Annotated in this window: 15 protein-coding genes; 5 read left to right on the top strand and 10 right to left on the bottom strand. The window is 70.5% G+C overall.

Annotation, left to right across the window (positions count from 1 at the left end; translation table 11 throughout):
- Positions 1-148 precede the first annotated feature (148 nt).
- Both ACFYRH_RS16910 and ACFYRH_RS16905 read right to left on the bottom strand, forming a co-directional pair.
- Positions 149-1,021, bottom strand: a complete 873-nt coding sequence (locus ACFYRH_RS16910; RefSeq protein ID WP_387775049.1) for a universal stress protein — start codon at positions 1,019-1,021, stop codon at positions 149-151.
- A 75-nt stretch (positions 1,022-1,096) separates the two neighbouring features.
- Complete coding sequence (locus ACFYRH_RS16905) at positions 1,097-1,987, bottom strand: universal stress protein (RefSeq protein ID WP_387775046.1); 891 nt, start codon at positions 1,985-1,987, stop codon at positions 1,097-1,099.
- 200 nt (positions 1,988-2,187) lie between these two features.
- Between ACFYRH_RS16905 and ACFYRH_RS16900 the strand changes: the two genes are divergently transcribed.
- Entirely contained in the window at positions 2,188-2,985 is a 798-nt protein-coding gene (locus ACFYRH_RS16900; RefSeq protein WP_387775043.1) for a sigma 54 modulation/S30EA ribosomal C-terminal domain-containing protein, read from the top strand.
- 22 nt (positions 2,986-3,007) lie between these two features.
- On the opposite strand, the gene ACFYRH_RS16895 is transcribed toward ACFYRH_RS16900, so the two are convergent.
- The 5 genes from ACFYRH_RS16895 to ACFYRH_RS16875 form a co-directional block, all read right to left on the bottom strand.
- On the bottom strand, positions 3,008-3,973 hold the full coding sequence (locus ACFYRH_RS16895) for a PEP/pyruvate-binding domain-containing protein (protein WP_387775040.1): 966 nt from the start codon (positions 3,971-3,973) through the stop codon (positions 3,008-3,010).
- A gap of 11 nt (positions 3,974-3,984) precedes the next feature.
- A complete protein-coding gene (gene gap, locus ACFYRH_RS16890) occupies positions 3,985-4,992 on the bottom strand; it encodes a type I glyceraldehyde-3-phosphate dehydrogenase (protein WP_387775037.1) in 1,008 nt (335 codons plus the stop codon).
- An 11-nt stretch (positions 4,993-5,003) separates the two neighbouring features.
- Positions 5,004-5,702 carry a hypothetical protein gene (locus ACFYRH_RS16885; protein ID WP_387775034.1) on the bottom strand — a complete coding sequence of 233 codons (699 nt, stop codon included), beginning with the start codon at positions 5,700-5,702 and terminating at the stop codon, positions 5,004-5,006.
- A 295-nt stretch (positions 5,703-5,997) separates the two neighbouring features.
- A complete protein-coding gene (locus ACFYRH_RS16880; RefSeq protein WP_387775031.1) occupies positions 5,998-6,609 on the bottom strand; it encodes a hypothetical protein in 612 nt (203 codons plus the stop codon).
- Positions 6,610-6,630: 21 nt separating this feature from the next.
- A complete protein-coding gene (locus tag ACFYRH_RS16875; protein WP_387775028.1) occupies positions 6,631-7,590 on the bottom strand; it encodes an Acg family FMN-binding oxidoreductase in 960 nt (319 codons plus the stop codon).
- A gap of 133 nt (positions 7,591-7,723) precedes the next feature.
- Between ACFYRH_RS16875 and ppk2 the strand changes: the two genes are divergently transcribed.
- The 4 genes from ppk2 (at position 7,724) to ACFYRH_RS16855 (ending at position 10,634) form a co-directional block, all read left to right on the top strand.
- Positions 7,724-8,530 carry a polyphosphate kinase 2 gene (gene ppk2, locus ACFYRH_RS16870; RefSeq protein WP_387775025.1) on the top strand — a complete coding sequence of 269 codons (807 nt, stop codon included), beginning with the start codon at positions 7,724-7,726 and terminating at the stop codon, positions 8,528-8,530.
- Positions 8,531-8,645: 115 nt separating this feature from the next.
- Positions 8,646-9,440 carry a 2-oxo acid dehydrogenase subunit E2 gene (locus tag ACFYRH_RS16865; RefSeq protein WP_387775022.1) on the top strand — a complete coding sequence of 265 codons (795 nt, stop codon included), beginning with the start codon at positions 8,646-8,648 and terminating at the stop codon, positions 9,438-9,440.
- Complete coding sequence (locus ACFYRH_RS16860) at positions 9,437-10,219, top strand: universal stress protein (RefSeq protein WP_387775019.1); 783 nt, start codon at positions 9,437-9,439, stop codon at positions 10,217-10,219. Before ACFYRH_RS16865 ends, ACFYRH_RS16860 begins: the two co-directional genes overlap by 4 nt.
- Before the next feature lies 1 nt (position 10,220).
- A complete protein-coding gene (locus tag ACFYRH_RS16855) occupies positions 10,221-10,634 on the top strand; it encodes a hypothetical protein (RefSeq protein ID WP_387775016.1) in 414 nt (137 codons plus the stop codon).
- Here the strand turns inward: ACFYRH_RS16855 and ACFYRH_RS16850 are convergent.
- The 3 genes from ACFYRH_RS16850 to ACFYRH_RS16840 are packed head-to-tail and all read right to left on the bottom strand — an operon-like array spanning position 10,627 to position 12,687.
- Entirely contained in the window at positions 10,627-11,136 is a 510-nt protein-coding gene (locus tag ACFYRH_RS16850) for a DsrE/DsrF/DrsH-like family protein (RefSeq protein ID WP_387775013.1), read from the bottom strand. The two genes, ACFYRH_RS16855 and ACFYRH_RS16850, sit on opposite strands and share 8 nt — an antisense overlap.
- Positions 11,137-11,152: 16 nt before the next feature.
- Positions 11,153-11,446, bottom strand: a complete 294-nt coding sequence (locus ACFYRH_RS16845) for a TusE/DsrC/DsvC family sulfur relay protein (protein WP_387775010.1) — start codon at positions 11,444-11,446, stop codon at positions 11,153-11,155.
- Positions 11,443-12,687: an NAD(P)/FAD-dependent oxidoreductase gene (locus ACFYRH_RS16840; protein WP_387775007.1), complete on the bottom strand. Its 1,245-nt coding sequence runs from the start codon at positions 12,685-12,687 to the stop codon at positions 11,443-11,445. The genes ACFYRH_RS16845 and ACFYRH_RS16840 overlap by 4 nt, the downstream gene beginning before the upstream one ends.
- Positions 12,688-12,740: the final 53 nt, after the last annotated feature.

Here is a 12,740-nt window from a genome sequence, read left to right as displayed (position 1 = left end):
CCCTTCGCCTGCCCCTCCGCGTCCGCCTCAGGCCTCGACTCCGGCACCACGGCTCGTCGGCGATATCCGGAGCAGCACCGCCGAAGGGTGGGTGAGCTGCCGCATCAGCTCACCCACCCAGCCCCTGTGGCGGGTCAGAAGCCGGGCGTCACTCGTCTTGCCGACGGACGATCGCGACCGGCGCGTCGGCCTGGAGCAGCAGGCTCTGGCTCACCGAGCCGAGGAGCAGGCCCTTGACGCCGCCGCGGCCGCGCGAGCCGACGACGACCATCGACGCCTTTGCGGACAGCTCGATCAGCCGTACGGCGGGACGCCCCTCGACGACTGCCGCGTGCACCGGCACCGTCGGGAACTTGGCCTGGTACGGCTTCAGGTGCTCGACGAGCCAGCCCTCGAGCAGGTCATCGGTGCTCGCGATCGTCTCCGCGAAGTCCACCTGTGGATTCCAGCAGTACACCACCTCCACCGACCGCCCGGACCGGGCTGCCTCCTCGAACCCGAAGCTCAACGCGTCCTCGGAATCCGGCGAGCCATCGGTACCCACGACGATCGGACCGCTCCGGCTCGCTCCGCCGTCCTGACCCGGCTCGTCCACCCCACGGACCACAACCACGGGACACGGCGCCTTCGACGCGACTGCGGTGGCCACCGAGCCCAGCACGGCGGCCGCCATCCTGCTCCGGGACCGCGACCCCACCACGACCAGCTCGGCCCCGTCGGCTTCGGTCAGGATCGCTTGCGCCGGATCGATGACGGTCAGCAATCCGGACGCGGCGCTCTCCCCGAGCCGGTCCCGGGCGTACCGCACCGCCTCGTCGAGCTCTTCCTGGAAGGCGTCGACCGGCATCGGCGGCGGCACGTACCCGGCCATCGCGGCCGCCGGCCACTGGCCGAAGTCGCTCGGATAGCCACGCACCACCCGCACCGGCCGGTCGCGCTGCTCGGCGGTGTCGACGGCCCAGTGCAGCGCGAGCAAGCTCTCGGGCGAACCGTCCACGCCTACGACGATGTACTTCGACATCACCGGCGCTCCTTTCACTCCCTGAGACACTGCGGATACTGACTGCGGATATTGGCAGTGTCTCTCGGTCCGAGCTCAGCGGACGACAGCGACCGGGCACACGGCGTGGTGCAGCACCGCGCGACTCACCGATCCCAGCACCAGACCCCGGCCCCGGCCCCGCCCGCGCGAACCGACGACCAGCAGGTCGGCGTCCCGCGATTCCTCGGTCAGGACCCGCGACGCCGTACCCAGGACGAGCTTCTCGGTGACCTTCACGTCCGGGTGGTCGACCGCCTGACCGGCGACCGATTCGGCCAGTACCGCGGCGCCGTCCTCCTCGACCACGGCGGGGTCGTGCACTGGGAACAGCAGGTCTCCGGTGCGCTGCAGGTCCTTCCACGCCAGAACGGCCGTGATCGACGCACCGATACGCTCCGCGAACTCGTAGGCGAACCCGATCGCCTGCTCGCTGCGGACCGACCCGTCCACCCCGACGACCACCCGCCCGGGCCGGTCCTGACGTGGCGCCCACCCCGCCGGTACGACGACCACCGGGCAGGCGGCGTGGGTCGCGATGTGTGCCATCACCGACCCCTCGGCCAGGTCACGCACCTCCCCCAGCCCTCGCGAACCGAGCACCAGCAACGCCCCGCCGACGGCCTCCCGCAGCAGCACCGGCACCGGGTCACCGATCGGGACCTCGGCCTCGATCTCCACCCCCGGGAACTCGGCCCGGACCTCCCGGCAGGTCCTGTCCAGCAGTTGCTCGGCCTCCCGCCCCAGCGCGTCGGTCCCGATCGCCAGCGCGGCGCCGCCCGTGCTCCGCAGTACCGGCCAGGACATCACGTGGATGATCCGCACGCGCTGACCGAGGTCCTGCGCCGCGGCGGCGGCCCATCGCGCCGCCGCACCACTGGCCGGCGATCCGTCGTACCCGACCAGCACCGGCCGCCCGTTCGACCACTCCGCGCCGAGCTCGCTCACGGTCCCTCCCCTCGCCGTCACGTACCGACGATCGTCACCCGCGCCCAGTGACCGGCGGCAGGGACCAACGGCCCTGATTCAGGGCCCAACGGACCTGCTACGAGCCGTGGCGCAATGCCAGCCTGAAAGTGTCCGGCCCGAGTCTCCGGCGCTGGTCCGACAGTGGTCCTACCAGTGGTCCTACAACGTCAGGGGGACGCATGAGGACAGATGGCCAAGTCACGTTGCCGTTCAGACCTGTTACCACGCTGCTGGTCAGCACGGTGGGAATCCTGCCGACCGACGCCGCCGCGGTGATGAACGAGCATCTCGCGCCGATCCTCGGCCCGTGGGCGTCGCAGAGCCGGGCGCGACTCACGCGGTTGACCGAGCCCGGGCTGCGCAGACCGCTGGTCGCGCAGGTCGACGTACAGCTGGCCGGCGGCCGGCGGGTACGGGCGCAGGTGGCGGCCGAGACGATGTCCGACGTGGTCAGCCTGCTCGCGATCCGCACGATCGAGCAGCTGCACCTGTTCCCCGGCGCGCTGGCCGAGTGCCTGCGCGAGCGAGTCAGCACCCTGCTCCCGCCGTCACCGCCGGAGCTGCTGCCACCGGCCGTCCGCCGGGTCGCGCGGCACAAGATCTGCCATCCGGAGGTGATGACGGCGGCCGAAGCAGTCCTGGCGCTGGAGGCGATGGACTATCGGTTCCACCTGTTCCGGGAGCGGTACAGCCACCAGGACAGCATCATCGTCCACAGCGGAGGCGGGTACCGGATCGTCCAGGCACGGCCGAACCCCGTCGGCCTCCAGGTCCCGACCCCGCCGATCGTGCTAGCCACCGCGGAGCGGCGGAGCGTCGCCGCGGCCACCGCGCGGCTGGACCTCACCGGCGAACCGGTCGAGATCTTCACCGACAAGGCGACCGGCCGGCTCGCGGCCCTGTACGCCCGGTACGACGGTCACTACGGTCTCCTCGGCGCGCAGGCTGCCATCCGCAACGCCCACGGCACCTGGTGAGGAGTCAGCGGAGTCAGCGGATTCAGCGGTACTGCGGCACGCGGACACCCTGATCCGGCGTACCGATCGTCATCGCGGGCGGCACGCCCGGACGGACCTCAACGACGTACAGGCGGCCTGTCAGCCCGTCCTTCGCCCAGTCGAGCGTGGTCGGCCGCCGGAAGTGCCGATCCGCCAGGACCGACCAGCCGGCGAGCTCCCGCAACTCGTCCTCACTCAGCACCAGCTCTGCCCGCTCGTCCGGAGTCGTCGGGACGGTGCGCGTTCCGCGCGGCTCGGCCGACACGATCTTGGTCAGCTTGGCACCGCAATGGCTGACGATCAGTGGTCGCGCTCCGGGATGGACGGAGTACAGATCGGCATCGGACGCCTGCGGCCCGCCGAGGCCCCACGTGGCGTGGACGCGGACGAACGTGTTCTCGCCGCGGGCCGTGCCGGAGCCCACCAGGTCGGAACGCACCAATTGCTGCACGGTCACCGGCATGACGACCTTCAGCTGATCGATCCCCGCGGCCTCGCGGTTGCCGACGGCAACTGTGTCGTACAGCGACCCGAAGCACCGGCGGCAGGCGGCGACCACGTCCGCGCCGGTCGTGAGGTGCAGGAAGACCTCGTGATCCACCGCGTCCGGAGTCGTCACCGGGCTGCAGCGGACCGCTACCTCCGTGCCTTCACCGCCGAGTTCCTTGTAGGCGGCGAGGATCTCGTCCGCCACCGCCTGCGGCACCGGGGCGTCGCGGAACGCGGAGCGGATGGCCGCGGCGGCCGCCTCCAGGTCACGACCCGCCCGGAACCTCCGGATCTCCCGGCCGACGACCGGGCCCAGCCGGCCGTCGCGGACGAACTCGCGGTACGCCGCGGCGGTCACCGCGAAGCCTTCCGGAACCCGAATGCCCTTGGTCGCCAACTCGGCCAGCCGAGCGGCTTTGACACCGATCTCCTCCGGACCCAGGTCGCCGTCGAGCCGGACGGCGTACTCGCTGTTCATCTCTGCTCCCATCACAACGAGGCCGCGACGAGCTCGGTGAGGTCGACCAGCCGGCTCGTGTAGCCCCACTCGTTGTCGTACCAACCGAAGACCTTGACCAGGTGGTCCTGGACCTGGGTGAGCTGGGCGTCGAAGATGCACGACGCCGGGTCGCCGATGATGTCGCGGGACACGATCGGATCCGTCGTGTACCGCAGGATGCCCTTCAGCGGTCCGGCCGCGGCGTCGGCGAACGCCTGGTTCACCTGCGCGACCGAGACCGGGGCGGACAGCTCGACCGACAGATCCGTCAACGAACCGTCCTCGACCGGCACCCGGACCGCGACACCGTCGATCTTCCCGGCGAGCTCGGGGATCACCAGCCCGACCGCGCGGGCGGCGCCGGTGCTCGTCGGAATCAGGTTCGCGGCACCGGACCGTCCGCGCCGCAGGTCCTTGTGCGGGCCGTCGAGCAGCACCTGGTCGTTGGTGTAGCTGTGGATCGTGGTCATCAGGCCACGCTCGATGCCGAACGCCTGGTGCAGCACCGACACCATCGGCGCGACACAGTTCGTCGTACACGAGGCGTTCGAGATCACGTCGTGGGCGGCCGGATCGTAGTCGTCGTCGTTGACGCCGAGAACGACGGTCACGTCGACGTCCTTGCCCGGCACCGAGAGGATCACCTTCCGGGCGCCGGCGCTCAGGTGCGCGCCGGCGGCCTCCCGGGTACGGAACTTGCCGGTCGACTCGATCACGACGTCGGTCCCGACGGCCGCCCAGTCCAGCCGGGCGGGATCACGCTCGGCGGTCGCACGCAGCGAGCGGCCGCCGACCGTGATCGTGTCGTCCGAGTGCCCGACCTCCTCCTTCAGAGGCCCGTACGTCGAGTCGTAGCGGAGCAAGTGTGCGAGTGTCGCCGGTGCGGCGACATCGTTGATCGCGACCACCTCGATACCGGTCGAACGCCGCTCGAGCACGCACCGCAGATAGTCCCGCCCGATGCGCCCGAAGCCGTTGATCCCTACCCGCACACTCATTGGTTACCCCCTCAAACGGTTCTGCCGTCACTTCCATTCGACGGCGGGGCCGGTGACCCTTGCAGGGGCGAAGGTCCCGGCTTCGGTTGCCGGACGACTGCCAGCACCACGAGCAGAACGCCGAGGACGAAGGTCACGCCGGCGCTGACCAGGACGACGATCCACACCCACTCCAGGACCGGTGCGGTCGCTCCCGCGTCGGCCCGGACGTTCACGCCCCGGCTACCGTTCGCGGGCATCACCACGAGCGTCCAGTCGCCCTCCTCGAACGGCCAGGAGATCGACTGCTCCCCCGGTCCGGACGCCTGCGTGCGCCAGATCCGCAGCGCCGCCGGCGGTACGACGGGCGCCCCGCCGGCGTGCTCGGCGTACGTCGTCCGGTTCGGACCGAGATCCGTCACGGTCGAGTACGCGACACCGGACAGGTAGCGGCGTACGTCGCTCGAGTTCGCGAGCCCGACGAAGATCGGCGTACCGTCCGTGCTCCGGGCCCGGATCCGGGCGTCGCCGAACCACCGGTGCGGGATGCTCGCGGCACCGGCGTCGATCGTGAGGTTCGCGCTGGTCACCGCGTACCCGGGCGACGTCAGCGTCACCTTGTCCGAGGTGATGAACCCCGCGGAGTCGCGTCGCCCCTCGTCGAGCCAGGCCAGCGCGCCGCCGATCGTCAGGCCCACCACGGACGCCAGCGTCACGAGAATGCCGATCACCAGGGCGACGATCCGCCCCGCCGACATCCCCGACCGGCGACCACCGGACGGCTGCGGCGCGGGCGGCTGAGCACCCGGCGGTTGGCTGCCCGGCGGTTGGGTGCCCGGCGGTTGCGTGCCCGGCGGTTGGGGACTTTGTAGCGGTTGGCTTGTCCGGGGCTCATCAACTCTGGCCCTGCCCGGCTCATCTGTACTCATCTCACCCCTCCTGTCGTCAGACGTCCGTAGAGGCCAGGCTCGGACGACAGGACGCTCGGTTGCAGAGCCGAAGGTCCCGAGCAAGGGGTGGGTGCGGCTACTTCTGGCCGCGTGCCCACCGAGCGGAGATGGTGCGCCACTCGGTGTCCCAGTCGCGCAGCCGGCGCCGGTCCAGCGGGATCCGCGCCAGCCGGAACCCACCCCACAGCAGCAGCCACGCGCCGAGGACGAAGAAGGTCCCGACGGTGCCACCGAGTGCGGCGCTGTCGGCCGGGGACCGCGGCGTCGTCACGATCATCCCGGAGGTGTCGATCCAGACCATCACGTCGGTGCCGGCCTTGGTCCCCATCACGACCGTGGTCAGCCCTTCACGCTCGGTTCCGTGGGAGTCGACGTACGAGACCGGGACCAGCGACAGCACGCCGCCCGGGATCCCGGACGCCACGGGCTCGGTGTCTTCCAAGGTCCGGGCCCGCACCTCGTACAGCTTCGCGCGTTCCTGCGTCGCGGAAGCGTCGAGCGAGTTCCGCATGCTCGTCCCGATCGCCGCTCCGACCGGGATCATCAGCAACGCCGCGATCAGGACGCACCACAGCAGGAGCGCCTCGATCCGGTCCGGCCGGCGGCGCAGCGTGGTCCGGCCGAAACCGAGCCGCCGCGCCTGCATGAGCACCCACAGCTCCCCCGTGCGCTGCTTCCCGCCGCTCATCTGCACCGTCCCCCTGACCTGTCACTCACCGATCAGAACGTCCCCGATCGGCCGGCGCGGCGTGGCCGGCACGTCCGAGCCGTAGCCGAACCGGATCACCGCCTGCGGCCGCTGCCACGGGCCCAGCGGGTCGTTGATCTGCAGCCGCAGTTCCTCGTGCTCGATCGCCTGGTTCAGCAGCGAGGTCGCCACTCCGCGGGCGGTCGCCTCCAGAAGCACGTGTTCCAGCGCCTGTCCCGCGCGCAGCCACTCGATCGGGCCGTCGTACCGGGTCGCGAGCACGGCCAGCTGCGGCTCCTGCTCGAACGTCGCCACCGGTCGCTCGGCATCCGCCTCGGTCGCCGCCAGCTCGCGCTTCAGCGGATTGCCACCGGCGATTCGCGAACCCAGCGCACTCGACGGCACGCCGTCGACGTCCCGGTCACCACCGACCCACTGCCGGCGTTCGGCCGTCCGCGCGGCGTCCTCGTCGTCGGCCGTCGTCGCCTCGTTCGTTGCTATCCGCAACCACCAACGGCGGCTCGGTTTGTCCAGCCACTGCAGTACGGCGCCCTCGACCCGCGCGCACAGGTCGAGCTCCACCCGGACCTGCGCCGGCAGCCGGGTCTCGCTGAACGGCTCCCGGTTCGTCCGGCGCTCGGTCAGGTACGGCGCCAGCCTCGCCATCGACTCCACCGGCACACCACCGAGCTCCACGACCGCGACCAGGTCCGGCCGCTGCTGGTCCATCAGGTGCCGCACCTCCGAGCCCATCCCCAGTGCGGCGGCCGCGACCCGCAGGTTGAGGATCGCCGCCCCCAGGGACACGAACAGCATCCGGTGCGACGGATCCTCGGCCGGCAGCTCCCGCCGCCGGTCCCGGTACACCTCGACCGTCCGGCCCGCGAACCGGAACCGCCACGGCTGGGTGTTGTGCATCGACGGCGCCGCCACCGCGGCGCGCAGCAACGCGTCCCGTTCGGCCGCCGTCACCTCGTTCATCTCGCTCCTTCGCGCAGGCCGGATCCTGGTTCTGGTCCGAGCCAACGCCATTCCGGCCGGTCGTCGTAGGGCCGAAAGGCCCGTCCCCGGCGTGACTGCTGGGATCCGCGCCGCGGATGCGAGATCGTGCAGCATGACCGACACGCGACGATTGCCGAAGAAGCGCTACGAGCGGGAGCTGCTCCGGTTGCAGGCCGAGCTCGTGAAGCTGCAGGAGTGGGTCCGGGTCGAGGGCGCCCGGGTCGTGGTGGTCTTCGAGGGCCGCGACGCGGCCGGCAAGGGCAGCGCGATCAAGCGCGTCACGCAGTACCTGAACCCGCGGGTCGCGCGGATCGCGGCGCTGCCGGCCCCGACCGAGCGGGAGCGGTCGCAGTGGTACTTCCAGCGGTACGCCGAACACCTGCCGGCCGCCGGTGAGATCGTGCTGTTCGACCGCAGCTGGTACAACCGGGCCGGCGTCGAGCACGTGATGGGCTTCTGCACGAACCAGGAGTACGCGCGGTTCCTGCACCAGTGCCCGATCTTCGAGCGGCTGCTGGTCGAGGACGGCGTACTGCTGCGCAAGTACTGGTTCTCGGTCAGTGACAGTGAGCAGGAGAACCGGTTCCGCAGCCGCCTCGAGGACCCGATGCGGCGCTGGAAGCTGTCGCCGATGGACCTGGAGTCGATCACTCGCTGGGAGAACTACTCGCGGGCCAAGGACGAGATGTTCGTCCACACCGACATCCCCGAGGCGCCGTGGTACGTCGTGGAGAGCGAGGACAAACGCTCGGCGCGGATCAACATGATCGCGCACCTGCTGTCGACGATCCCGTACCACGAGGTCCAGCGACTGCCCCTCGAACTGCCGGCCCGCCCGCCGTCCAAGGGGTACGAGCGCACGCCCCGCGAGCTGCAGAACCACGTACCGGACCACGCCGCCGCCCTCCGTGACGAATAGGCGGGAAATAGGCAGCTGAGAGTCCAAAGTCCCGCACCGTCGGGACCGATCGACCGGTGCGCGCGGGCCCTGCGCCGGCGCATGCTCGAACCAGGCTGGTTCGGGAGGTGGCCTCGTGCAGGACACGCAGGTACGACGGGCGCCGTGGGTGCGGCAGCTGGTGATCGACACCGGGCGCGCGGCTCGTCGCCGGCACGCCATTCACGCATTGTTCGAGGTCGACGTCACGTCAGCGCGCGCCATGCTTCGCAGCATGGACAGCAATCGTCTGTTCACGGCGTTCGTCGTGCACTGCGTCGCGGCGGCCGTGGCGGCCGACCCGGCGGTGCAGGCCTATCGCGACCTGCGCGGCCGCGAGGTCGTCTTCGGCCAGGTCGACATCGGGTTCCCGGTGGAGGTCGAGGTCGAGGGCGTGCCGTTCGCGTTCACCCACGTGCTGCGCGACGCGGCCCGGCGTACGGTCGAGGATCTGTCCGCCGAGATCCACGCGGTGAAGGCGGATCCGCAACTCAGTCCGTCGGTGCGCAAGGCTTCTTGGGCCCGGGGATACCTGCTGCTGCCCGGGTTCGTCCGGGTCGCGCTGCTCGGCGGGCTGCACCGGCTGCCACAGCGCCAGCAGGCCTTGGCCGGAACGGTCGGTGTGACGGCCGTCGGGATGTTCGGCGCGGGCGCGGGCTGGGGTATCGGCTTCCAGCTGCACACGCTCAGTGTGGTCGTCGGCGGCATTGCCCGGCGGCCGGTGCTGTTCCAAGGCGTCCTCGTCGAGCGTGAGTTCCTGCAGCTCACCATCAGCCTCGACCACGACGTGGTCGACGGCGCACCGGCGGCACGTTTCGTCGGCCGGCTTCGCGAACTACTGCTCGCGGGCGACGGCATTCGTCCGCCGGTCCCCTCGAGGAAACCCGCATGAGCCACCAGCCCGTGGTCGTGGGCATCGACGGCTCACCGGCCGCCGACGTCGCGGTCAAGTGGGCGGCCGCCGAAGCCGCGTCGCTGGGCAGCGAACTCCACCTGCTGTACGTCGTCGCCCCCGGCCACCCGCCGGCCGACGCGGGCCACATCGTGAACCGCGCGGTCGAACAGGCTCGTCAGTTGCAGCCGGACCTGGTGATCGACGGCCGCCTCGACCTGGGCGCTCCGTCGACGGTCCTGGTGAAGGCGTCCGCCGAGGCCGCGACGGTGGTGATCGGCAGCCGCGGACTGGGGACGATGGTCGGTGCGCTGTTCGGTTCGACGGGTCTCGATCTGGTGGCGAACGCCCGGTGCCCCGTGGTCGTCGTACGGCCAGATCTCGGCAGCCTGGCCGGCACCCGGGTCCTGATCGGGTACGACGGTTCGCCGGCCGCCGACACCGCGCTCGACGTCGGCCTCGACTACGCGCACCGGCACGACCTCGACGTCCGCGTCGTCGCGGCGCAACCCGCCGGCACCGGCCTTCACCACATCACCGAGGACGAGCTCCGGACCGCAGTGCACGAACGCGGCGGCCACGGCGCCGAACTCGTCCAGATCACCGGGCACCCCGCGGAACACATCCTGCGGCTCGCGTCGGACGCCGCGCTGATCGTCCTCGGCGCCCGCGGCCGCGGCGGCTTCACCGGCATGCTGATCGGCTCCGTCAGCCAGACCGTCCTGCACCACGCCGACTGCCCCGTCGCCGTCATCCCCGCCGCCGCCACCGGCGGCTGAAATGACCGCCCCGGCGCCCGACGCCCCCTCGGCAACCATCTGGCGAGCGATCCACTGGGGCTTCGTCGCGGTCTTCGCGTCCGGCGCCTGCGTCCACGTGATCCTGGCGCTCACCACTCCCCGCTCGTACGACGGATTCGGCGACGCCGGTCTGTTCGGCTGGGTCGAGAACGGCTGGCAGAGCGTCTTCATGGCTCACCCGACACGGTGGGCCTTGCTCCTCGCGGCCGCCGAGCTGACGATCGCGGTCCTGCTCGTCACGGTCCCGCTCGCCGGGTACGTCGCCGTCGTCCTCTTCCACCTGGCGTTGATGCTGTTCGGCTGGGGCTTCTGGCTCTGGTCCGTACCCGCCCTCGCGCTCGCCGTACCAGCAGCGGTTCACACCGCCCGAGCCGGCACGGCGCGGGTCAGATGAAGACGATCTGGGCACCTTCGGTCTTCTCGATGAAGTCGGCGGCGCTGATGATGCCCTCGACAGCCTCGTACAGATCGCTCTCGTCGAGGTGCATCAGGTCGGCGGACATCCGGCAGGCCCACAGGTGACCGCCGGACGCGACGATCTGGTCGAGGAACTCCGGTACGTCGGGGACGCCGATCTCGCGGATCTGCTTCTTCATCTGATGCGTCGCCATCGCGGTCATCCCGGGTAACCCGCCGAGCCCTTGTGGCTTGTGCGTCGCGGTGTTGCCCAGCATCGTGAACTTCAGGTCGTGCATCCGCGACCTGGTGATCATGTCGAAGCCCCAGAAGGTGAAGAACAGGTGCGTCTCGACGCCCTCACCCAGTGCGGCGTTCGCCAGGATCAGGCCCGGGTAGGCCATGTCCAGGTTGCCCTTGGAACAGATGACGGCCAGCTTGCGGCCGGCGGTCGCGACGTCGTCGAAGTCCGGGACGACCTGCGGCAGCGTGGTGGTCATGGCAGTGCCTCCTGTCTCACACACATCCCCGTGGTTTCGGCAGACCGGCGACGTACGCCATCTTCTTGGCCGGCTTGCCGGGGAACAGCACGAACAACTGCTTCACGCCGATGCCGGTCAGTGCCGACACCCGGCGCAACGTGGCGGTCTCGCCGTGCGTGGGGTAGTCCTCGCGCAGGAAGTGGATCGCCTTCCAGTGCTCGTCGGTGAGCTCGATCCCGATCCGGGCGGCGAGCTGCACCGCGAGCTCCTCGTTCCACTCGTCGTATTCCGTGAGGAAACCTTCGGCATCGACGTGGACGGTGGTCATCGCGTTACCTCCTCGTGCGGCCGGTGCTTGCCGGCCATCGACATCCGGACCGGCACCGGTAGCCGGCGGCCCGGGAGCAGCAGGTGCCAGTAGACCCAGCGGAACGCGAGCTTCCCCCAGTGGTTCGCCCTGGTCTCCCGGAGCAGGGACAGCGGTCCGAGCCGGCCCAGCGGGAAGCGTCCCGGCAGCGGTTCGGTGTCGTAGTTGAAGTCGATCAGCAGGCCCTTGCCGTCGCCGGTCTCGACGAAACAGTTCGCGTGCCCGTCGAACTGCCTGCTCATCGGCCGGCCGGCGACGTACTCACAGAAGTTGTCCGCGAAGACCTCACCGGAGAAGTGCGCCACCGAGCCCGCCTTCGACGTCGGCAGGTCGTTGGCGTCGCCAATGGCGAAGACGTCCGGGTACGCGGTCGACTGCATGGTGTGCCGGTCGACCGGGACATAGTTCAGCTCGTCACCCAGCCCGGACGCGGCGACGAAGTCGGCGCCCATGTTCAGCGGCACGGTGACCAGCAGGTCGTATTCGATCTCACGCTCGTCGTAGCTGACCAGGACCCGGCGCGCGGCGTCGACACGCTCGACCAGGAAGTCGGTCTCGAGCGTGATCTTCCGCTCGTCCAGCAGCCCGCCGAGGTACCGCGACGCCACCGGCTTCGTGAACGCGCCGTCCAACGGCGTCACGTACACGAACTCGACCTGGTCCCGCATTCCGAGCCGCCGGAAGTAGGCCTCCGCGAGGAAGACGAACTCCAACGGTGCGACCGGGCACTTGACCGGCTGCTCGACGACGTGCACCACCAGGCGTCCGCCGGAGAAATGGCTCAAGGCGTCGCGAAGCGCGACCGCGCCGTCGTAGGTGTAGAAGTCGTGGATGCTCCGGCGCCACTCGGCTCCGAGCATCCCCGGCGTCTGGTCGGGGCGCGGAGTGGTTCCGGTGGCGATGACCAGGTAGTCGTACCCGACCAGTTGCCCGTCGGCCAGCCGCACCCGCTTCCGCTCCGGATCGACCCGTTCGACCTCGCCGAGCAACAACTGGATGCCCGGACGCAACAAGCGCCGGCGTGACCTGCGCAGATCCCCGCGGCCGCCGAACGGCATGAACAGCAGACCTGGCTGGTAAAGGTGGGCGTGGTCCCGGTCGATCACCGTGATCTGCCAGTCGCCGGACGCCAGCCGGCGCCGCAGTTTGTTGGCCACCAGCGTGCCGGCCGTACCGCCACCGAGGATCACCAACCGCCTCATCGTCGTGTCCTTTCCCCGCCGTGCCCCGCCGGCCGCAGCCGGCCGGGCACGCG

The organism is Kribbella sp. NPDC004875, from assembly GCF_042873375.1.
Classification (GTDB): domain Bacteria; phylum Actinomycetota; class Actinomycetes; order Propionibacteriales; family Kribbellaceae; genus Kribbella.
Note: the sequence above shows the minus strand (reverse complement) of the source record. Positions and strands in the feature narration are given on the sequence as shown.

Excerpts from the sequence above, each read along its gene's own strand:
- ACFYRH_RS16875 (WP_387775028.1), bottom strand. The coding sequence starts at position 7,590 with ATGAACGAGGTGACGGCGGCCGAACGGGACGCGTTGCTGCGCGCCGCG.
- ACFYRH_RS16855 (WP_387775016.1), top strand. The coding sequence starts at position 10,221 with ATGACCGCCCCGGCGCCCGACGCCCCCTCGGCAACCATCTGGCGAGCG.
- gap (WP_387775037.1), bottom strand. The coding sequence starts at position 4,992 with ATGAGTGTGCGGGTAGGGATCAACGGCTTCGGGCGCATCGGGCGGGAC.
- ACFYRH_RS16910 (WP_387775049.1), bottom strand. The coding sequence starts at position 1,021 with ATGTCGAAGTACATCGTCGTAGGCGTGGACGGTTCGCCCGAGAGCTTG.
- ACFYRH_RS16860 (WP_387775019.1), top strand. The coding sequence starts at position 9,437 with ATGAGCCACCAGCCCGTGGTCGTGGGCATCGACGGCTCACCGGCCGCC.
- ppk2 (WP_387775025.1), top strand. The coding sequence starts at position 7,724 with ATGACCGACACGCGACGATTGCCGAAGAAGCGCTACGAGCGGGAGCTG.
- ACFYRH_RS16845 (WP_387775010.1), bottom strand. The coding sequence starts at position 11,446 with ATGACCACCGTCCACGTCGATGCCGAAGGTTTCCTCACGGAATACGAC.
- ACFYRH_RS16880 (WP_387775031.1), bottom strand. The coding sequence starts at position 6,609 with ATGAGCGGCGGGAAGCAGCGCACGGGGGAGCTGTGGGTGCTCATGCAG.
- ACFYRH_RS16850 (WP_387775013.1), bottom strand. The coding sequence starts at position 11,136 with ATGACCACCACGCTGCCGCAGGTCGTCCCGGACTTCGACGACGTCGCG.
- ACFYRH_RS16895 (WP_387775040.1), bottom strand. The coding sequence starts at position 3,973 with ATGAACAGCGAGTACGCCGTCCGGCTCGACGGCGACCTGGGTCCGGAG.
- ACFYRH_RS16900 (WP_387775043.1), top strand. The coding sequence starts at position 2,188 with ATGAGGACAGATGGCCAAGTCACGTTGCCGTTCAGACCTGTTACCACG.
- ACFYRH_RS16840 (WP_387775007.1), bottom strand. The coding sequence starts at position 12,687 with ATGAGGCGGTTGGTGATCCTCGGTGGCGGTACGGCCGGCACGCTGGTG.